The sequence below is a fragment of the Belliella marina genome (genome assembly GCF_042682445.1).
Lineage (GTDB): Bacteria > Bacteroidota > Bacteroidia > Cytophagales > Cyclobacteriaceae > Belliella > Belliella marina.
Genome location: NZ_JBHUHR010000025.1, coordinates 13,196 through 33,543, shown reverse-complemented (window position 1 = coordinate 33,543; position 20,348 = coordinate 13,196). Strand labels below are relative to the sequence as shown.

13 protein-coding genes are annotated in these 20,348 nt (G+C 45.4%); 6 read left to right on the top strand and 7 right to left on the bottom strand.

The window, feature by feature from the left end:
* Nucleotides 1-2: 2 nt before the first annotated feature.
* From ACFSKL_RS09255 to ACFSKL_RS09225, 7 genes are all read right to left on the bottom strand, one after another.
* On the bottom strand, nucleotides 3-1,391 hold the full coding sequence (locus ACFSKL_RS09255; protein ID WP_376885603.1) for an alkaline phosphatase: 1,389 nt from the start codon (nucleotides 1,389-1,391) through the stop codon (nucleotides 3-5).
* 11 nt (nucleotides 1,392-1,402) lie between these two features.
* Nucleotides 1,403-2,713, bottom strand: a complete 1,311-nt coding sequence (locus ACFSKL_RS09250) for a porin (RefSeq protein WP_376885601.1) — start codon at nucleotides 2,711-2,713, stop codon at nucleotides 1,403-1,405.
* A 66-nt stretch (nucleotides 2,714-2,779) separates the two neighbouring features.
* A complete protein-coding gene (locus tag ACFSKL_RS09245) occupies nucleotides 2,780-4,855 on the bottom strand; it encodes a phytase (RefSeq protein ID WP_376885600.1) in 2,076 nt (691 codons plus the stop codon).
* A gap of 16 nt (nucleotides 4,856-4,871) precedes the next feature.
* The gene (locus ACFSKL_RS09240; protein WP_376885598.1) at nucleotides 4,872-7,727 is read right to left on the bottom strand and encodes a TonB-dependent receptor; all 2,856 of its coding nucleotides are present in this window, start codon (nucleotides 7,725-7,727) and stop codon (nucleotides 4,872-4,874) included.
* Between the two features lie 347 nt (nucleotides 7,728-8,074).
* Nucleotides 8,075-9,088 carry an inositol 2-dehydrogenase gene (iolG, locus tag ACFSKL_RS09235; RefSeq protein WP_376885596.1) on the bottom strand — a complete coding sequence of 338 codons (1,014 nt, stop codon included), beginning with the start codon at nucleotides 9,086-9,088 and terminating at the stop codon, nucleotides 8,075-8,077.
* 190 nt (nucleotides 9,089-9,278) lie between these two features.
* Nucleotides 9,279-10,754, bottom strand: a complete 1,476-nt coding sequence (locus ACFSKL_RS09230; RefSeq protein ID WP_376885594.1) for a CoA-acylating methylmalonate-semialdehyde dehydrogenase — start codon at nucleotides 10,752-10,754, stop codon at nucleotides 9,279-9,281.
* Between the two features lie 16 nt (nucleotides 10,755-10,770).
* Nucleotides 10,771-12,354, bottom strand: coding sequence for a solute:sodium symporter family transporter (locus ACFSKL_RS09225; RefSeq protein ID WP_376885592.1), 1,584 nt, complete (start codon nucleotides 12,352-12,354; stop codon nucleotides 10,771-10,773).
* A gap of 921 nt (nucleotides 12,355-13,275) precedes the next feature.
* Here ACFSKL_RS09225 and ACFSKL_RS09220 point away from each other — a divergent pair.
* The 6 genes from ACFSKL_RS09220 (at nucleotide 13,276) to ACFSKL_RS09195 (ending at nucleotide 19,759) form a co-directional block, all read left to right on the top strand.
* Nucleotides 13,276-13,989, top strand: a complete 714-nt coding sequence (locus ACFSKL_RS09220; protein ID WP_376885590.1) for a Crp/Fnr family transcriptional regulator — start codon at nucleotides 13,276-13,278, stop codon at nucleotides 13,987-13,989.
* Between the two features lie 200 nt (nucleotides 13,990-14,189).
* Nucleotides 14,190-15,461, top strand: coding sequence for an alginate export family protein (locus ACFSKL_RS09215; protein WP_376885587.1), 1,272 nt, complete (start codon nucleotides 14,190-14,192; stop codon nucleotides 15,459-15,461).
* 34 nt (nucleotides 15,462-15,495) lie between these two features.
* Complete coding sequence (locus ACFSKL_RS09210) at nucleotides 15,496-16,884, top strand: CmpA/NrtA family ABC transporter substrate-binding protein (RefSeq protein WP_376885585.1); 1,389 nt, start codon at nucleotides 15,496-15,498, stop codon at nucleotides 16,882-16,884.
* A 63-nt stretch (nucleotides 16,885-16,947) separates the two neighbouring features.
* A complete protein-coding gene (locus ACFSKL_RS09205; RefSeq protein ID WP_376885583.1) occupies nucleotides 16,948-18,039 on the top strand; it encodes an ABC transporter permease in 1,092 nt (363 codons plus the stop codon).
* A 4-nt stretch (nucleotides 18,040-18,043) separates the two neighbouring features.
* A complete protein-coding gene (locus tag ACFSKL_RS09200) occupies nucleotides 18,044-18,928 on the top strand; it encodes an ABC transporter ATP-binding protein (protein ID WP_376885581.1) in 885 nt (294 codons plus the stop codon).
* A 12-nt stretch (nucleotides 18,929-18,940) separates the two neighbouring features.
* The gene (locus ACFSKL_RS09195) at nucleotides 18,941-19,759 is read left to right on the top strand and encodes an ABC transporter ATP-binding protein (protein ID WP_376885579.1); all 819 of its coding nucleotides are present in this window, start codon (nucleotides 18,941-18,943) and stop codon (nucleotides 19,757-19,759) included.
* Nucleotides 19,760-20,348: the final 589 nt, after the last annotated feature.

Genomic DNA, 20,348 nt, shown 5'->3' with positions numbered 1-20,348 from the left:
TTTTAAATTTCAGCAGTTTCGAGTATAAAATCATGCAATTTATAATTTTCCATCATTCCAGGTAGTTTATCGGAACCCGGTCCAAAAACAGACAGCTCCACAAACACACCTGAATGCTCATTATTCGCCCAATGTACGGAAAAATCCCGTTCTTGATAGGTCGCCAACAATTCAAAAGGCAACTTCCGGGGATTGTATAGGCCTGTTTTTTCCAAATTTTGATACTTGTCCAAAATCAACCTCGCTTCCGGAACAGCCAGTCTCACTTGCTGGTGTACATCCAAAAGCTCTATTACTTGTTTGGGGCTGAAATTACTGTCGATTTGATTCAACACCCATTCGTTTGAACAGCCAACCCCCAAAAGAGAGTCAAAATTATCATCTGCTTTATCACCATAAAAGACTCCAGGCTCTCCATTCCCATGATCTGTTGTGATGATGACGAGTGTTTCACCATCTTGCTCCGCAAAATCCATGGCTACTTTTACAGCCTCGTCAAAATCCAACTGATCGTATAGAAGCGCCGGTGTATCGTTGCCATGTGCAGCCCAATCCACTTTTCCACCTTCTACCTGTAGCATAAACCCACGGTCGTTTGTTCCCAAAAGCCCAATAGCCTTTTGTGTCATTTCTGCAAGACTTGGTACTTGATCCCCAAGCAACTGTTGGTTGTTGCGGTCTATGGTATATGGGAGCGCATCCTCTGCAAATGTCCCCAGCACCGGTCCTGAACCGGGGTTGAGCTTTTTCAAGGCATCTTTATCCTTCACTACCTGGTATCCGGCTGCAGCAAATTGCCCGAACATATCTTTGCCATCGGTTCTTTTTTGGGAGTCAAAATATTTGGCTCCTCCTCCGAGCCAAAGGTCAAATCTGAGTTTCAGGTATTCTTCGGCAATGCCAGCTTGGTCATTTCTGTCGGGAACATTTACACAAAAGGAGGCAGGGGTGGCGTGCGTGACCGGGACTGTCGTTACACAACCCACCGACTTGCCTGCATTTTTAAACTTCTGTAAGATTGGCATTGGTTTTTCACCCATGGGGCCGACATTGATGGCTCCGTTGTTGACACGCATCCCCCCACCCCAGGAAGATCCTGCTGCCGCCGAGTCTGTGACTATGGAGTTGGCGGAAGCCGTGTCCATGATAGCCCTGGCCACCTTCCCCTGCTGATAAAGACTTACCCAAGTTGAGGGGGTATCGTTTTTTCGTCTATGCAGTAGGTCTGCCATGCTCAATGTCCCCATACTCATGCCATCGCTTACCATAAAGATGACATTCTTCGCTTTTCCTTGATTCTTTAGTGTATTCCCCAACAAACTGAAGGATGGGGCCATTGCTGTACCAATCGAAGCCAAAAGGCCTCTTTTGAAAAATAATCTTCTTTTCATATCAAATTCAATTAGATTCCAACTTCTATCTGAAACCTGGTTATCAATTGTCTTCTGCTGTCCTTGCCATCCAGAAAACTTTCCTGTTGTTGTAGGGTAATATCCGTTTGTAATTTTACCCGATGTCCTTTTACATATTTGTTGAGCCCCAGTGTAAATTCCCTTACATCACGCTCAAACTGCCGGATTTCCGGCATTGGCACAAGCCTGGAATACCTCCCTACCAATTCGAAATCCGAAGGCATGAGATAACCTACCTGATAATTTTCTCCCTGACCTGCCCTGATATATCTCACTTCCCCCTGGGGAGAAAATGTCAATGGATCAGGAGTCTGGCGATTGATATATTCACTGCTGATGGAAAGCCCATTATATTTCAAAAGAAAATCTGCCATTACAGTCTTCAAATCCCTGCCTTCATGTAGATAATGCCCCAACTGTCCCCCAGTCCTCAGCGTATTGTTATTGTAACTATAGGAAAAACCTATGGACAATTTTGGACTCGGCTCCCTCATCAGGTCTGCCTCGAAGTAATCACCCCCATTGGTAAAATGCCCAAATGGCAAAAATTCACCCCTAAGGGTATATGCCAATCCTGCATCCGTACTAAGCACATTCCTCCCTTCCCCGGTACTGATCGCTCCCCTCAATACGTACACGTTTTCTATAAAATATGCCTGGATTCCAAAATCGCGGTCTATATTGAATGTCGCATTTACAATCGACCTATCTGGAAGTTGGAGATCACCGGATGAATTGACCCTTTGTCTATTCCCCGGCAATTTGGTCTGTCCAACACCCAGTGAAAACCTATCGGTGACCTGGTAACGCACAAAGGCATCCCGAATGATATTGGGAAATTGGGTCACATCATAATCCATGTCTCCCCTGGTAAAGGAAAGCTGAATGACATAGGTCAATCTGGGGGAATAAACAAACCCATCCAGCCGCAGCCTCAGTCTCCTTACCCTGGCTTCTATCTCCTCAATCCCAAACTTATCAGCCAAGGGAGTATAAAATGCAAACCTGTTCTGCATCCTAAACCTGATGTTCATCTGGAACAAGCTATCAGGTGCAGTAATCTCCAAACCTTTACCGTATTGAAAGTATGGTGTTTGGGTAGGGGGTAGCTGCTGCGCAGCTACCCTTCCCATCACTAACCCAAAACAAACTAAACTAACAAAGATATTGGTGGTTATTTTCTTTCTTGATCCCATAATATGCAAATCCACTTCCCTTCCACCTGCCATGCGTGTACGTGATTTCCAAATCTTCATCTGTACAGTTGACCGGTGATTTTCAGCGATTATCCCACCACACATACAAGTTTTTTTGAAACCCTAGGCAGAATCGCGGATAATCACATTCCATAAATATCGAATCTCCTGTTATTTCAATTTCTGGAAAACCTTCAGTTCGGCACCAGCAATATCCTCCCAGTCGTATAAATGGAATGTCTGGTCCGTAGACATGACTACAAAAAGGCCATTGGGAAATTTCCCGCCAAATGCAGTGGAACTTACCTCGGAGCCATCGCTATGAAGTGCCTTCACCTCTACCTCTTTGAGCCATTTGTGGTCATGGGGGTTTTCCTCGGATCCCTCTCTGGTATATATCTGAAACTTATTCAGCTGCTGGTCAGACGCAAGGATATACCCTGTACCATCAGGCAGTTTGTAAATACTGAGCCCTTCGATGTCCCTTCCAAAATCCTTCGTACCGAACAAGGCCAGTTCTTCATTGCCTTTTTCGGGGTCTGCATGGTATTTCCTAATCCCAAACACTTCGTCTGAATAATAGATATATCCCAATTCATTGTCTACCACAATGGCTTCAATTTCCTTTACCCCACTGTATTCTCCGAATTCTCTGACTTTTTCCATCGTCACGGTGCCATTACCAGCATCCTTGAGGTGATACTGCCATATATATGTCCCACTGGGGCCATCCTTTCTGCCCACTACGGCAAAAATCTCCCCATCTGAAGGCCTTGTGTAGATCGCTATCCCCATGGGATCCCGCATACTTTCCCCTTCAAAAACTGGCAATCCCCCACCGTCAATCGGCTTCAAATCTGGCATACTGAACACCCTGAGCATATCTGTATTCCTTTCTGTGGCAACTGCAATATCAACAGACTTGCCGCCAAGCTTAAGCCCATATGCAACATCCACATTGTTGGGCCTACCCATGCTGGTGATTTTGTTGACGATTTTCCCATCAAGGTCAAATACATAAAGTCCACCACCTTCTAACTTGTCTGTCCCTACTATCAGGCTTTTCTCCGGATCCTCCGGGTGGATCCATATAGCCGGATCATCAGAGTCAAACTCGACTTGTTCAGTAATGACTTTTGGTTCTATGGCATTTTTTGAATGCAAGGGGACGCCATCAGGGGCAATTTTCAGCTCATCTCCAGCAATATCTGCCCAATCATATAAGTGAAATGTCTTATCCGTAGACATGGCAACAAACAATCCGTTGGGAAACTTATCCCCAAAGCTCGAACTTGTCGTTTCCGAGCCATCACTTTCCTTGGCCTGTACTTCTATGCTCTTGAGCAGCGTGTGCTCATGGGGATTATCTTTTGTGCCTTCCCTCGGAAACACATGGAACTTGTTGGACTGCTGGTCTGATACCAGTATGTACCCTGTACCTATTTCCAACTTATAGAAACTGATACCCTCATGGTCTCCCTTGAATCCCTCAGTGGCAAATACTGCAAGCTCCCCATCGCCCATATCCGGATCGGCATGGTATTTCCTAACCCCAAAACCTTCATCAGAATAGTATAGGTATCCCAATTCGTCATCGACAGCAATAGCCTCTATTTCTTTGTTCCCACTAAAGGTTCCAAATTCCCTGACTTTCTCAGCAACGATATTCCCATCATCATCAAGGTCTAGGCTATACTGCCAAAGATATTTCCCGGAAGGACCGGTTTTCCTACTCACGATTGCAAAAACCTGATCATCGGATTCCCGCACATAAAGCGACACACCCATTGGATCTCGATCCTCCTCTCCTTCAAAGAGCTCGATCCCCATATTGTCAATCGGCTCCATCTCAGGCACTCTAAAAACCCTCAACTTGTTCGCCATTCTTTCGGTGACTGCGGCAATATGGAATTTCTCGCCTCCCATTTTCACCTTTCGGATATCCACATTGTTGGGACGTTTTAGTCCCCTGATGGTTTTATCTTCGATGATATTCCCATCCAAGTCAAACACATAGAGGGCTCCATCTTCATGTTTGTCCGTCCCAAGTATCAAACTGTTTTCAGGCTCCTCCTTATTGTACCAGATCGCCGGGTCATCGCTGTCAAACCTTACCGCTTCAGTTACTACCTTGGGAATAATTATTGGGGTTCCGTTCCCAACACCTGCTTGATGGCCATTTGATCCACAAGAACACAGGAACAAAAGGCTACAGAATTTCAGAAACTCTTTTCTTATCAACATCATAGAATGATTTTATAGATTAAAGATTGAATCTCAAGCCCGCCATCCCCCACCAACCATGGATGGAGTTTCTGTAAGGGTAGATTGGATTCCCAAAGTAATGGGCATGGGAACTGTTCGTAAGGTTGTTGAGATTGATAAATGCATTCCATTGGGATGTGATCTTTTGGGATGCACTGAAATCAAGCTGGCCAAACCCTTGGAAAAACCTATCCATGTAAATCTCCTGGTTTTGTTCTAGGGAAGGAAGACTTGTAGTAGCCCCTACCTCCTGAAGCCATGTCTCTCTCCAATTGTATGAGAGTTGGGCAGAAAAGCCTCCCTTATCGTACTGTAGCGCAGCATTGAAGATGTGCTTGGGCTGGAGGGGAAGGGTTACGGTCCTCATTTCCGGTTCGCTCACATTTGCTTTAGATACCGCATAAGTATAATTGGTATAGACGCCGAAGTTCTTAAGAAAACCAGGCAAAAAGTCCAGTTTCTGCTGCCATGCTATTTCTACCCCTGTAATGGATGCACTCTCACCGTTTTGGGGTGTCACCTGCATAAAACCATCATAGACTGAATTCGGATCCTGGATTACAGTCACTTCGTTGAAAATGAAATTTCTAAAGCTTTTGTGAAAACCACCTATCGAGACAAATCCCACGCTTTTGAAATAGGTTTCAAAAGAGACATCGATATTCTGGGCATTGCTTGGGGCTAGGTCGGGATTTCCGGTGGTGATGATTTCATTGTCCTGGTTGATCAACCTAAACGGCACCAATGCAGCAAAGTCCGGCCTTACAATTGTTTCAGTATATGAAAATCGTATATTGGTCATTTTACTGAGTTCATACCTTGCATTCATCATTGGAAATAGATTGAAATAACCTATATCATCAACCTCTACAGGCACTGTTCTCACGTAGTTTCCATCCCTATCAAATTCGACCTCATTTCCTCTATAGTAATTATCCACCTGCTCAGCCCTCAAGCCAAGATTTAGGTTCAAGTTTCCAAATTTGAGGTCAGTCATAGCATATGCGGCGTAGATATCCTCCACTGCGTTGAAGTTGTTTGGGTCTGAAGAAGCCCTGGTCCTATCTTCATCCAATCCAAAATTAGCTTCATTTTGATTGAAGAAATTTTTCCCTGCTACCCAGTCCATGTTCCCGCTTATAGGATATCTTCCTCCAACCAGCGCAGAGTTGTTTGGCACAAAAAAATTATTGAAGGTAAGTGGTTCTGAACCTGAATAACTTGTCCATCTTTGCTCAACCATATCCCTATCCTTTGTTTTTCGCCAAGCCTTGGCGCCAACTTTAAAGAAACCCTTTCCTGTACCAAGGTTGTACGGTGTTTTAAGGTTGATGGTGGCAAACATATCCGTGTCCAAAATATCATCTCTTCTTCTTTCATAATATCGGAAATCCATTTTGGAGGGATCGTTGAGATCTACATTGTTGGTCACTTCATAGCTGCCAAATTCCCTGTTGGAAATATCATAGCTATAGTTTGGCCTTTCACTGTGCCTGAAAGCATAGTATTCTCTCAATGGCACATTGAATGTTCCCCTGGAATAGCCTAAGTTATAATCCAACGTACTCCTGCCTATATCGTGCTGTCCTCCAAAATTCAGGTTCAACAGATTGGTAATCCTGTTGTACTCCCGCATTACCTTTTCAAACCTGGCCCTCTCAGAGACACCGGGGGCAGTGTAATTCCCATTGTCAAGCCCATGCCTGGCATCGTTTCTAAGTTCGTATTCGTCAAACCTATTGTAGACAGCCCTTAAGTAGAGCGAAGATCTTTCGTTGAAGCTATAATCTAGCTGTGTACCAACACTTGCCCTGATCCTCTCAGTCTCATAAAGTGAAGGCCGAAGTCCTGCCAAAACATCCTGGTTGCCATTCCCAAAGTCCCGCACATCCCAGTCATGTCGGATATCCTCCGTAGCACGGTTGTCCTTTTGGTAGTTTCCACTCAACACAAAATCCAACTTGCCAACCCTCTTGCTATAAGTCAAAGAGCTCAACCACTGTGGTCTACCAGACATGGCATTGTATCCGGTTGCAATCTGCCCCCTTACAAAGACATCGTCACCTACCGGTCTTGTGGTGATCAGGTTGATCGATCCAGAGGTCGCATCTGCATCCATTTCGGCGGTAGCAGATTTGATCACTTCCATAGAGCTGATCATACCTGTAGGGATTATTCTAGTATCCGTCTCCCTATCCTCACCTGTTGCAGACATCCTTTGCCCATTGAGCGTCACTGTGTGCATCCCGGAAGGGAGTCCCCTGATCATTACGCTTTCCGCTTCTCCCCTAGAAGGCTCAGTGACTACACCTGGAACTCTTTTGATGGATTCCGCAATGTTGAGGTCAGGAAAACGCTCAATCTGCTCAAATGAAACCACACTTTTAAGATTTAGGGCTTCCTTTTGGACATTGATGGATCTCGATTGGCCTTTCCTAAAGGCTACAATCGTAACTTCATCCATCCCTTCCATTCCAGACTCCAGGCGTATATTGACTGTCACCGACTTATTGGGCTCCACGACCACTTCTTTGGTGACCGTATCAAATCCAATAAAGGAAAAAATCAGTACCTGCGGTCCCTCTGGTACACCCTGAAGCCTGTAACTCCCGGTATTGTCAGTCACAGTACCAAAATTGGAGCCCATTCCTTCGATACGTACTGTGGCCCCTATTAGTGGTTCCCCGGTATCACCATCGTATACTTTTCCTATCACCTGCCCATTGGCGGGCATATCCATAGTATCTTCACTATGTACCAAATAGTCCTTCCGATCATTGTGGCTTGGACTTGCCATTACCGCTGTCATGCAGAGACAGGCAGTAACAAATGAATACAGTATTTTTGTTTTCATGGGTTTATTGGGATTAATTGGGGTTTATTGTTAACGTTTTTTTTTTGACAAAATCCTTCCAGCTTAAAAGACAGAGATCTTTTAACTAAACCTTTATCTAACAAAGGTTAAGCAATTAAACTAACTGGGGGGTAATGATTGGATAATTATAGAAGCTGATCACAAATAATCTATCGACGCCAAATATTCACTTGAAATAACAGCTCTATTCATTCAAATATTTTAATTTTCATGTCCTAATTTAGATATAATTTCAATGGGTCACAAAATTAGTTATGCAAAGGTTTGCAAAGGATAATTAGCCCAATTAAAAGGTTTTTCCCTTACAAAAAACCTTTATTTTCTTTTCAATACAATAAAATGCCAACCTTATCTTCTATTTCCTTGAGTCTTATGGGCCTTTTTTCCATTACTGATTTTTGCGCAGCAAGAGCGATCAGCATAGCCTGGAGGCCATCAAAACCAGAGACAGGCATTTGGCTCCCACCGGTAAGTGATTCGACAAATCTTCGCATCTCGATTTGATATGACAAAGTGTACCTTTCCATAAAGAAATTCAGAGGCAAAGCTCCATGGGCACCATGTTGGTTATAGAGCACATGGGTATCAGGCTTGTTGTTGTCCACCTTAGCCATCCCATTGGACCCGAAGATCTCAAGTCGCTGGTCATACCCATATACCGCCTTTCTGCTGTTGTCTATCACCCCCATGGATCCATCTTCAAATTTCAATGTAACCACAGCCGTATCATAATCCCCAGCCTCCTTGACATCATCAGAAACAAATGCCGCGGCAACCGCATATACCTCCTCTACTTCTTTTCCCATAATAAACCTGGCCATATCAAAGTCATGGATACTCATGTCCAAAAACATCCCTCCTGAACTTTTCAGGTATTCCAAAGAAGGAGGCGCAGGATCTCTGCTTGTGATTTTCAGCATATGCACATCCCCTATCTCCCCTTCCTGAACCAGCGTTCTGATTTTTTGGAAATTGGGATCAAACCTCCTGTTGAACCCAAGCATTAGGTTTACACCAGCCTGGTTTATTTCCTCCAGGGTCTCGATGACTCTTGAGATGGAGAGGTCGTGTGGCTTTTCGCAGAAAACATGCTTCCCAGCAGCAGCACATGCGGAGATGTAATCAGCATGCGTGTCTGTGGGAGAGCAGATGACTACTGCATCCACCTGTCCGCTTTGGATCAAATCTAAGGCTTCCATATTGGGTACACCGAGATCCTCCTTTAAATTGGGGTCCGAAACCGCTACCACTTCTGCATTTTCAATTTGGTTTTTCAGGTTTTCGAAATGGATTTTACCAATCCTTCCCATTCCGATGACACCGATTTTTATTTTTTCCATTGTTATGATTTTTGGTACATACATACTATTTCAATAAAGCTTGGATAGGGACATAATAGGCCTTCCACTGTTGTTTCAAAGCCCAGCTGCAGAATGGCGAATCAACACCTAGGGTAAGCAGGCTATATGAAGATCTTTCAGGACTAAACAACCTGTCCCTGGCATGGAAGCCCTACTGCCAATTTTGGTTTTAGAACTTCCTAGTCCATTCCTTTGGCCATCTTTCGATGACCACCTTCGTCTGGGTAAAGAACTCTATCCCATGCCTTCCCTGTCCATGAAGATCGCCGAAGAAACTGTCATTCCAACCACTAAAGGGAAATTGGGCCATTGGGGCTGCCACTCCAATATTGACCCCTATATTGCCCGCATCAGCTTCATTTCTGAACTTTCTTGCACTGGCACCACTACCCGTGAAAATACAGGCCATGTTCCCATAATTATTGGAATTGATAAATTGCAATGCCTGGACTAGACTATCCATAGGCAACAAGCTCATCACAGGACCAAAGATTTCGGTATTCACCACATCCCCTTCCAGTGGAAGTCCCTCCAATATGGTCGGGCCAATGAAATTCCCCTGTTCATAGCCTGGCACTTTACAGTTCCTGCCATCCAGCAGCAGATTGGCACCTTCTTGTTTCCCCTTCTCGATCAACATCTCAATCCTCCCTTTGCTCTGGGAAGAAATCACCGGTCCCATTTCTACGGACTCATCCAAGCCAAAGCCAGTGACCTTCAGTTTTGCAGCTTCATAAAGGCTTTCTTTGATGCCCCCACTTTGGTCTCCAATAGTAATGATATTGGATGCTGCAAGACACCTTTGGCCGGCACAGCCATAGACGCTGTCGGCAATGATCCTGGAAGTGACATCCAGATCTGCATCGGGCATGATTACCACTGGGTTTTTGGCACCTCCCTGGGCTTGGACACGCTTGCCATTGGCGGCACCTTTGCTGTAGATATACCGAGCCACTTGGGTAGATCCCACAAAGCTGATAGCCTTCACCTTGGGATGCTCCAACATTGCGTCTACGGTATCTTTGCCCCCGTGGACCAACCCCACCAATCCGTCCGGCAATCCTATCCCTTCCATCAGTTCAAATACCCTCACCATGGTCAATGGCACTTTTTCGGAAGGCTTGAACACAAAGGAATTGCCACAGGCAATGGCATATGGCAAAAACCAAAACGGAATCATTCCCGGAAAATTGAAAGGCGAAATACAGCAACAAACACCCAATGGCTGTCTGATCATAAATTCATCAACGCCCCTGGCTATGTTTTCGGAAAACTCACTCTGTATCAATGTAGGCGTGGCACAGGCTGTTTCCACATTTTCAATGGCCCTTTGCAATTCTGCCCTGGACTCTGCTATTGATTTCCCGCATTCAAGGGTGATGATTCTGGATAGTTCCTCCCTATGCTCCTCCAAAAGTGATTTGAGTTTATAAAGTGGCTGCACCCTCTGCATTACCGGCACGTTTTTCCACTCCAAGTAGGCTGCCTGTGCGTGCATTATGGCGGCATCCAAATCCTTGGCAGTGTTTGCTCCCATCGGAACATGTGCCAAGACTTCCTGGGTGGCGGGGTTGATTACCGGGGAAGTCTGGCTTTCCGAACTCTCAGACCATTTCCCATTGATGTAATTTTTTAATTTTTCCATGATATTGAATAGTAATTTAGATGGATCCGAAGATGATATAAACAGTGACTGTAATGACTACCAAGACCGCAGACACCAAGCCAGCAAAGCGCCAACCCTTCATTTGGGAATCACTGTATTTATAAGTATTTTTTGTAAGACTTGTATAAGGCCAGAGATAAGACACCAAGAACATCACCAGGCAGTTGAGCAAAAACTCAATCCCCCAGATATGTACAAAATGGATGTCTACCTGAAGGACAAAGGTCGCCATGATGTAGAATACCAAGCCTACAAGCAAAGCTGACTTGGCAGCAGTTGGGGTCACCTTTTTTGTAAAAAAACCAGCCAACATAATGGATGCGATAGGTATGAAGAAAATACCATTCAGCTGCTGCAGGAGCTGAAAGAGCCCTTCGGGTGCACTTGCCACCATCGGTGCTGCCAAAATAGAGCTTACTGCCAATACCGCCGCAGAGACCTTCCCTATTCTGACCAATTTTTTGTCAGACACAGAGCGCTGGATGATTCTTTTGTAAATATCAATACTGAAGATGGTGGATGCACTGTTCAATACGCTGTTGAATGTACTCAATACCGCTCCCATTACTATGGCGGCAAAAACACCCTTCAGACCTACCGGGAGGACCTTTTTGACCAAAGCGGGATACACCAAATCCTGATCATCCATAAATGAATCCCCGAAATAATAAAAACCAATCACACCGGGCAGAATGATGATAAACGGAACCAATAATTTCAAAGCCCCTGTCAACAACAACCCCTTTTGCGCTTCTTTTAGATTTTTTGCCCCCAAAGCCCGTTGTAAGATGGTCTGGTTCATACACCAAAAGTAAATCTGGTTGATAATCAACCCCGTAAAGAGTGTCTCAAATGGAAGCACCGAATCCTTTTCACCTATCACACTGAATTTCTCTGGGCTGTTTTCAAACACCTTGGCAATACCTGAAAGGGGATTGCCCTCACCAATCATGATCAAGGCAAGCAATGGGACCAGAATCCCTCCCAACAATAGCCCATAGCCATTTATCGTATCCGAAACAGCCACAGCCTTCAAGCCTCCAAAAACAGCATAGACAGCGCCCAGTATCCCAACGCAGACAACCGTAACCCAAAGGCCTTCCTGATGGGTCACCCCCAGCACTGAGGATACTTCGAATATGCTTTCTAAATTGATCGCACCGGTAAAAAGAACTATTGGAAGTAAAGTAACTGCAAATGAAACCAACAGAAAAAAAGCGACCATTGACCTAGTCCCAGCATCAAATCTCATCTCCAAATATTGGGGGATTGTAGTCAGCCCCATCTTTAGGTACTTGGGCACAAAGTATACCGCTGCCAAGATCAACGCCAAAGCAGAAGTCACCTCCCAAGCCACGATGATAAAGCCGTTTTTATAAGACGATCCATTCATGCCTACCAAATGCTCGGTAGAAATATTCGTCATGATCATGGATCCCGCAATAACTATCCCGGTGAGGCTCTTTCCCCCAAGGAAATACCCTTCTTGGGTAGAAAGGTCTTCTTTTCTCGTTTTGTACCAGGCGTACCAGGCCACAAATAGGGTGAAACTCACAAAACTTATTACAGTCAGGGTCATTAAAATTTGGTTTTTGGGTTATTGATTGTGGTAATAGGTCACTCAGGCAAAAACCCTGGTAGAGTCCCTTTGCCTATCTTGGTATTCTTTCAAGCTATTGCCTGCATCATCTATGGATTTTGACTTCCATTCCCTTTCCGGTATAGTCACCGACAAGGTTTGAATGACCACTGGGGAGTTGACGGCATTTGCGGCTTCAATGACTCCAAAGACCTACGATAGCCCATCCCCAGAAAGCTGAAAATCCACATTCGCCATCATAATTCCTTGGCTGGACCTTTCGTTTTTAGCGTTGCTTGATATCACAATACAACAGCTAAATATTTAATAAAAAAAGGAAACGCAAAACTATCACCATGCAAAGGTTTGCGTAAACGAAATAAAACATCCAATAAAAAAAAATAATCAAAATATTCCCTCTGGGATACTCACATAGCCATTAGGAGCTGGCCCAAGTGATTTGTTTTCCTACAAACATGGAATACCTACCCACCACCATTGCATAGACGAGCAGGCTACTTCTGATTTTGTATTCGGGATTGAATTTATGATGACCTCCCAGATCTCTCACTGTGATCAAAAAAATAAGTATGCACCCAAAACAAACATCGACACCCCTGCTCTTACCATCTTCATTTTTGAAGAATCAGAAAATCTAAAAAAAAAAGCCCATCTGACTGTCGTAAACTGCCCTTACTATCACCTATTGGAAATGATCTGCAATAGTTTTGTTTGGAGTGTTTCTAACATAGATAAAAATAAGATACCAAAATGATAGTCAATTGTTTAATCGGGTGCAAAAGTAAGAAGAATTAATCTTGTAAAAAACCCAGTCCAAATACGTCTTTCTAAGTAACGGCTATGAATTGATATTATTTTTACGTATTTTTACTTAATTACGAAATTAAAACAATTGGTATCATGCCTATTCTAAAATCAGATTGCCAGAGCTGCCACAACGACCATTGCATCATCAAGAAAAACAGGCATCTCGCCCAAATGAAATCATTTATCGACAGGAAAAGCATGGTCCAATGCAAAAAAGGCCAGAACCTCATCATAGAAGGCGCTCCTGTGCATGGGCTGTATTTCGTCATGGAAGGGAAGGTAAAAGTTGCGAAAACAGGCCTGAACGGCAAGGAACAGATCGTAAGGATGGCGGGCAACGGTGAGATCATAGGCCATCGGGGATTTGGAGTAGGGCAATTCTACCAAATCAGTGCAGTATCGCTTGAAGACACGATATTGTGCAATTTTTCCAATACAGAAATGAAAGAAATGCTGCTCACCATCCCTTCCCTCACCTACGATTTGATGATCTTCTATGCCGAAGAACTCAATAGGAGCGAAACCAAGGTAAAGAAATTCGCACAGATGACCGTGAGGGAAAAAATCATTGACGCCATCCTATATATCAACCGAAAATTTGGCCAACACAAAGGCTTTTTGAACCTACAGCTATCCAGGAAGGAGATCGCGGATTTTGCGGGGACAACCGACGAACAAGTGATCAGAACCATCTCATCCCTGAAAAAAGAAGGCCTTATCCTTGCTGCTGGCAAAAAGATTGGCATAAAAAACGTAAATATACTTAGCAAAGAGATTTCGGAACACAACCATTTCCTAGACAGCTAAAACACCACAAACACCTGTATTTAAGCTTTTTAATCTTACAAACCTGCTAAATAGCAGGTTTTTTTATGGTATAAAAGATTGTTTCAACCTGCCCTATCCCATAAAACACAAACCTCCACTTACGTATGTTTGCAACAATAATTAAGTACTTATACTTAATAATCATTGAAACACAGTCTCTCAACACTTAAAAACCAGCCATGAAAAAAATCATTTACTTATCTACCTTGCTCATCTGCCTGACCACGCTAAAGGTCTCGGCACAGATCACCTTGTCTGCAGAAGTCAGGCCCAGAACAGAATTCAGAAACGGGTTCAAGACATTGACCGACCAATCCAAAGACCCGGCACTCTTTACCGAACAAAGATCCAGGCTATACCTGGACTATGCATCAGAAGCCATCAAAGTAAGGGTATCCTTCCAGGACATCAGGATTTGGGGGGAAAGCCCCCAGATATTCAAGCAAGAGAACGGCAAAGCCTTTATCAATGAAGCTTGGGGTCAATATTACCTAAACCCTGTCTACTCAGTGAAAGTCGGTCGGCAGATCATCTCCTATGACAACGAGCGGATCTTGGGCGGCCTGGAATGGGCCCAGCAGGGACGAAGGCACGACGCCATGCTCCTGATGTACGAAGGTCTGGAAAACAACACCAAGCTCCATGTAGGACTGGCCTACAACCAAGACAGCGATGTACCGGAGCCCGCATTCCTACAAGCGCCAGGCGCCTCGTTTTACAATGTCAACGGCAATTATAAAACCATGCAGTACGGCTGGTTCAACAAAACCTCCAAGACAAGCAGCCTTTCACTGATCGCCATGAACAATGGCTACCAAAACGCCGACTCGACAGTATCCCAGAAGCAGACACTGGGCTTCACCGGACACACGGGCCTTTCCGGAGTGAAAATAGGCGGGGACTTTTACTACCAAACCGGAAAACAGGGACAGAGGAGCATCAGCGCTGTTTTGGCAGGCATCAATGCCACATTCAAAACAAAGGTAACCCCACTGACCTTTGGGGTAGAATACATCTCTGGAGACAATGATCCTACCGGGTCCAAAATCACCAGCTTCAGTCCTGATTTCGGCACCAACCATGCCCACAACGGTTTTATGGATTATTTCTATGTCGGACCACAAAACGGAGCAGTTGGGGTCACGGATATGTATTTCAAAACCAGTTTCAATGTAGCAGGAGGTGCCCTGAAAATGAATATCCACGAATTTCTGACAGGATCCACACAAACTGGCAATGACGGCGCAAAACTGGACAAAGCCATGGGCACGGAGATCGATTTGGTCTTCATCAAAAAACTTAAAGGGGGAGTACTCTGGCACCTAGGATATTCCCAGATGTTTGCCACTGACACCATGCAGGCACTCCGAGGTGGTGACAAAACCTCGATCCAAAACTGGGCCTGGACCATGATCACCTTTTCCCCTACACTTTTCACTTCAGAAAAATAAAGTATTCCAAAAACATCGATAAACGAAAAAACATATGATATCCATAAAAAACCAAGCCATCAAGGCCATAGCTATCCCAGCCTTCCTCTGTACCCTATATAGCTGCGGAGGCAATACCGCCAACGATAGCGCAAGCACATCGGAATCTGCCACCTCCTCCACCGTCCAACTTGACATAGAAAAACCACAACTCACATTCGGATTTATCAAACTGACAGATATGGCCCCTCTGGCCATTGCCAAAGAACTTGGCTACTTTGAAGACGAGGGGCTGTTCGTAACCATAGAAGCCCAGTCCAACTGGAAAAACATCCTGGACAGGGTTATCGACGGACAATTGGATGGGGCGCATATGCTGGCGGGGCAACCCATCGCCGCCGGTGCCGGGTTTGGCAGACAGGCCGAATTGGTCACGGCATTCTCCATGGACCTGAACGGCAACGGGATCACTGTATCCAACGAAGTATGGGGCAAAATGAAGCCTAACGTACCAAAAGATGCCGAAGGCAAGCCTATCCACCCCATCAAAGCAGATGCCTTGGCACCTGTTATCAAGGAATTCAACAATGCAGGAAAAACCTTCAAAATGGGGATGGTTTTCCCTGTCTCCACCCACAATTATGAACTCAGGTATTGGCTGAGTGCAGCGGGGATCCACCCTGGATTCTATACCGCCGACAATATCCAGGGACAAGTGGACGCAGAGGTATTGCTCTCTGTAACCCCTCCACCACAGATGCCTGCCACCCTGGAAGCTGGAACCATCTATGGATACTGCGTAGGTGAGCCATGGAACCAGCAGGCAGTATTCAAAGGTATCGGAGTTCCCGTGACGACCAACAACGATGTATGGAAGAACAATCCCGAGAAAGTATTTGTCATGACCAAAAAGTTTATGGAAGAAAATCCCAACACCGCCATTGCTGTGACCAAAGCCCTGATACGGGCAGGAAAATGGCTAGACACCCCAGGAAACAGGCCGAAAGCGGTAGGTATTTTGGCCAACTCAGCCTATGTGGGAGCGGATTCGGTAGTTATCGCCAACTCGATGACTGGAACCTTTGAATACGAAAAAGGAGACAAAAGACCCTCACCTGATTTCAACGTGTTCTTCCGGTACCATGCCACCTATCCATTTTATTCAGATGGAATATGGTTTCTGACCCAAATGAGAAGATGGGGACAGATCCCCGAAAGCAAACCCGCGGCATGGTATGCAGAGACCATCAAGGACATCTACCGTCCGGACATCTGGATGAAGGCAGCAGAATTATTGGTCAAGGAAGGCCATCTTGAACCAGCTGACATTCCCGACACGGATGGCTACAAAGCACCTACCACCGCATTTATCGACGGAAATTCCTATGATGGAAAAGATCCGATCGGATATATCAACAGCTTTAAAATCGGCAACAAGGATTAGAACAGACAAGGGCCCGGAAATCATCCCGGCCCTTGCCCCAACTTCAACAGAATGAATTTACAAATGAAAGAGAAATCAATCAGTACACTGCGGTTTGTAGGACTGGGCTTTTTGGAACCCATGATCCGAATGGTCAGCGGAGAAGAAACCAAAAAGAATATGGCAATATTTATCAAGAAATCTATATTCCCGCTGGCATCCATCTTTATCTTCATAGCCTTATGGCATATGGGCGCCTCCTATCTATACAATAAGGAAGCAGCCGTAAGGATAGAAAAAGCCAAAACAGAACAAGGGGAAGAAGCGGCTTTGGCCATGAAATCCTGCATCGAATCAGGAGATGTCAGTTGCCAACCAAACACGCTTCCCTCCCCTTCACAGGTATTCGCAGCCTACCAATCCCTCTGGAGAGACCACCTGGAGATTTCGGGAAAGAAGGCGGACTTCAAACAGAAAGTCGTACAGACCAATTCCAAAAGGGCAGCACAGGGCCTGCCCCCCATCAAATATACCGGAAGGCCTTCTTTTCTGGACCAAATCGGAACAAGCCTAAAGACGGTGGCGGCTGGATTCTTTCTGTCACTGGTGGTCGCAGTACCGATCGGGATCGTCATCGGACTGAGCGAGGTGCTCAGAAACTCCTTCAACTGGCTGATCCAGATCCTCAAACCTGTCTCACCTGTAGTCTGGTTGCTGCTGGTATTCATGATCGTCAAGACCCTGATCACGGATCCCAATATGGACAAATCCTTTATCATTTCCTTTATCAGTGTAGGATTGTGCGCCATGTGGGCCACCTTGATCAATACAAGCATGGGCGTATCCAGTGTACCCAACGACTATATGAATGTGTCCAAAGTACTTAACTTGAGCATAGGCCAAAAAATATTCAAAATCATCATCCCGGCATCGTTCCCACTGATTTTCACGGGACTGAGGATTACCTTATCGGTCGCCTGGATGGTATTGATCGCAATAGAATTGCTGGCGCAAAGTCCCGGTTTGGGTTCATTCGTTTGGGAGGAATTCCAAAACGGCGCCAATGATTCCAATGCCAAAATCATCGTAGCCATGTTTGTGATCGGACTTATTGGCTTTATGCTGGACAGGATCATGCTCACCCTTCAAAATCTCATGTCATTCAGCAAAGCATAATACCATGGCACTACTCGAATTAAAAAATGTTTCCAAATCCTATGGAGCCGGCTCCAAAAAAGTGGAGGTACTCTCGGACATCAATCTTTCCGTCAACGAAGGGGAGTTTGTAGCCATCGTAGGATTCTCAGGCAGCGGAAAAACAACCCTGATCAACCTGATCAATGGCCTAGCGCTTCCCGACAGCGGAGAAGTCCTGCTGCATGGCAAGCCCATCACCGGACCGGGCCCAGACCGGGGGGTCATCTTCCAAAACTACTCCCTGCTACCTTGGCTATCCGTATTCAAAAACGTGAAACTGGCTGTAGACGAGGTATTCCCCAAGCTTGGCAGAAAGGAGAAAGACACCCATATCAGAAAGTACATTGATATGGTCAACCTCAGTCCGGCCATAGACAAAATGCCTTCTGAGCTCTCCGGCGGCATGCGGCAGCGGGTTTCTGTGGCCAGGGCCCTGGCTATGGATCCAGAGATCCTGCTGATGGATGAGCCACTCAGTGCATTGGATGCATTGACCAGGGGAACCCTGCAGGAAGAAATCGTAAAAATCTGGAGCCAGGACAAAAAAACAGCCATCCTCATCACCAACGATGTGGACGAGGGAATCATGATGGCTGATCGCATCATCCCACTGACACCAGGTCCCAAAGCAACACTCGGGCCGGAATACAAAGTAAACTTCGAAAGGCCCAGGATAGTCACGGAAATCAACAAAGACAGGGAATACAAGATCTTGAGGAATGACATACTGGAATACCTCATAGAAGTAGGGGCTACCAGAAGACAGGTAAGCGATCAGAAATACATCCTCCCAAACCTGCAGCCCAAGCTCCCCAACAGATCAGTTTTCAGAAAGGGAAGCAAGGAAAAACCAAGTTTGAAACTTTAGAACAGCAAGACCATGGAAGCACTATTAGACAAAAACACCTACACTATTCCGCATCTCGAAGGCAAACCCGACATGCTGGTGTGCCAAAACCTCAAAAAAGTCTATCCCACCGGCAAAGGGGACTATGTGGTACTTGACGATCTCCACCTGGCTGTCCGTCAGGGGGAATTTGTATCGATCATCGGACACTCAGGTTGTGGAAAATCCACATTGCTCACCATGATCGCAGGGCTCAATGAAATCAGCGGGGGAAAAGTCTATGTAGACCAGCAAGAAATCACAGGCGCAGGTCCTGACCGTGCCGTGGTCTTCCAATCCCCCAGCCTACTCCCTTGGCTTACGGCCATACAAAACGTGATGATCGGTGTCAAGCAGGTTTTTCCACATGCCAGCAGTGCCGAAAAAACCGATATCTGCAAATATTACCTGGACAAAGTAGGCTTGGGCAACGATTTCCATAAAAAAGCCAGTTCACTCTCCCAAGGCATGCAACAGCGTGTTGGGATTGCCAGGGCTTTTGCGTTGAAACCCAAGATTCTGCTGCTTGACGAACCCTTTGGCATGCTCGATTCCCTCACCAGGGGAGAGCTCCAAGATGTGCTGCTGGAGATCTGGCAAAAGGAGAAAATCACCGCCTTGGCCATCACCCATGATGTGGATGAATCCATATTCTTAGCTGACAGGGTTATCATGATGACCAGCGGTCCTTATGCCAAAATCGGGGATGAATTGGCCATCCCTTTTGATAGGCCGAGAAACAGAAAGGATGTCTTGGAACACCCGGACTATTATGACTACAGAGGCTACCTGATCAATTTCCTGAACCATTGACCCGAGAGGAGAAGCGAGTAAAACTAGATACGAGAAGCGAGAAACAAGATAAGTGACATGTCTTTCTACGACTACGTCACCTCGACGGCAGGAGAGGTCTCGCCCCGTCTTTGAAGAAGGCAAGTGAAAATTGAAGTTGGAGTGTGAAATTCAGTTCGGGACAAAGGTCTCGCAGAGATCGCAAAGACGCAGAGGTACGCTGGGGATAGTAGATGCTGGATTACAATCAAGAGGCTGAATTCTTGATTCATTATTCGGAGTTTAAAATTCATAAATTCAAAAAAGTGTCCAGTAAAATCAGGACGGGACAGACGTGAGACGTTAGATATGAGATTTGAGATATGACAAAGTATGCTTTCTACGACTACGTCACCTCGACGGCAGGAGAGGTCTCGTCCCTATTTGAAACTGGAAAGTTAAAATTGAAGTTGGGGTGTGAAATTCAGTTCGAGATTTCTCCCTTTGCCTCCCTAAAGTGAGACAGGTTCGAAATGACTTGCCTATAAAACGAGGAGTTAAGTATAAAAAAAGTGTCAAGTAAATTCAGGACGGGACAGACGTGAGACATTAGATATGAGATTTGAGATAT

Coding starts and splice junctions, on each gene's coding strand:
- ACFSKL_RS09245 (WP_376885600.1), bottom strand. CDS start 4,855: ATGATGTTGATAAGAAAAGAGTTTCTGAAATTCTGTAGCCTTTTGTTC.
- ACFSKL_RS09255 (WP_376885603.1), bottom strand. CDS start 1,391: ATGAAAAGAAGATTATTTTTCAAAAGAGGCCTTTTGGCTTCGATTGGT.
- ACFSKL_RS09220 (WP_376885590.1), top strand. CDS start 13,276: ATGCCTATTCTAAAATCAGATTGCCAGAGCTGCCACAACGACCATTGC.
- ACFSKL_RS09205 (WP_376885583.1), top strand. CDS start 16,948: ATGAAAGAGAAATCAATCAGTACACTGCGGTTTGTAGGACTGGGCTTT.
- ACFSKL_RS09210 (WP_376885585.1), top strand. CDS start 15,496: ATGATATCCATAAAAAACCAAGCCATCAAGGCCATAGCTATCCCAGCC.
- ACFSKL_RS09215 (WP_376885587.1), top strand. CDS start 14,190: ATGAAAAAAATCATTTACTTATCTACCTTGCTCATCTGCCTGACCACG.
- ACFSKL_RS09200 (WP_376885581.1), top strand. CDS start 18,044: ATGGCACTACTCGAATTAAAAAATGTTTCCAAATCCTATGGAGCCGGC.
- ACFSKL_RS09240 (WP_376885598.1), bottom strand. CDS start 7,727: ATGAAAACAAAAATACTGTATTCATTTGTTACTGCCTGTCTCTGCATG.
- iolG (WP_376885596.1), bottom strand. CDS start 9,088: ATGGAAAAAATAAAAATCGGTGTCATCGGAATGGGAAGGATTGGTAAA.
- ACFSKL_RS09230 (WP_376885594.1), bottom strand. CDS start 10,754: ATGGAAAAATTAAAAAATTACATCAATGGGAAATGGTCTGAGAGTTCG.
- ACFSKL_RS09225 (WP_376885592.1), bottom strand. CDS start 12,354: ATGACCCTGACTGTAATAAGTTTTGTGAGTTTCACCCTATTTGTGGCC.
- ACFSKL_RS09195 (WP_376885579.1), top strand. CDS start 18,941: ATGGAAGCACTATTAGACAAAAACACCTACACTATTCCGCATCTCGAA.
- ACFSKL_RS09250 (WP_376885601.1), bottom strand. CDS start 2,713: ATGTGTGGTGGGATAATCGCTGAAAATCACCGGTCAACTGTACAGATG.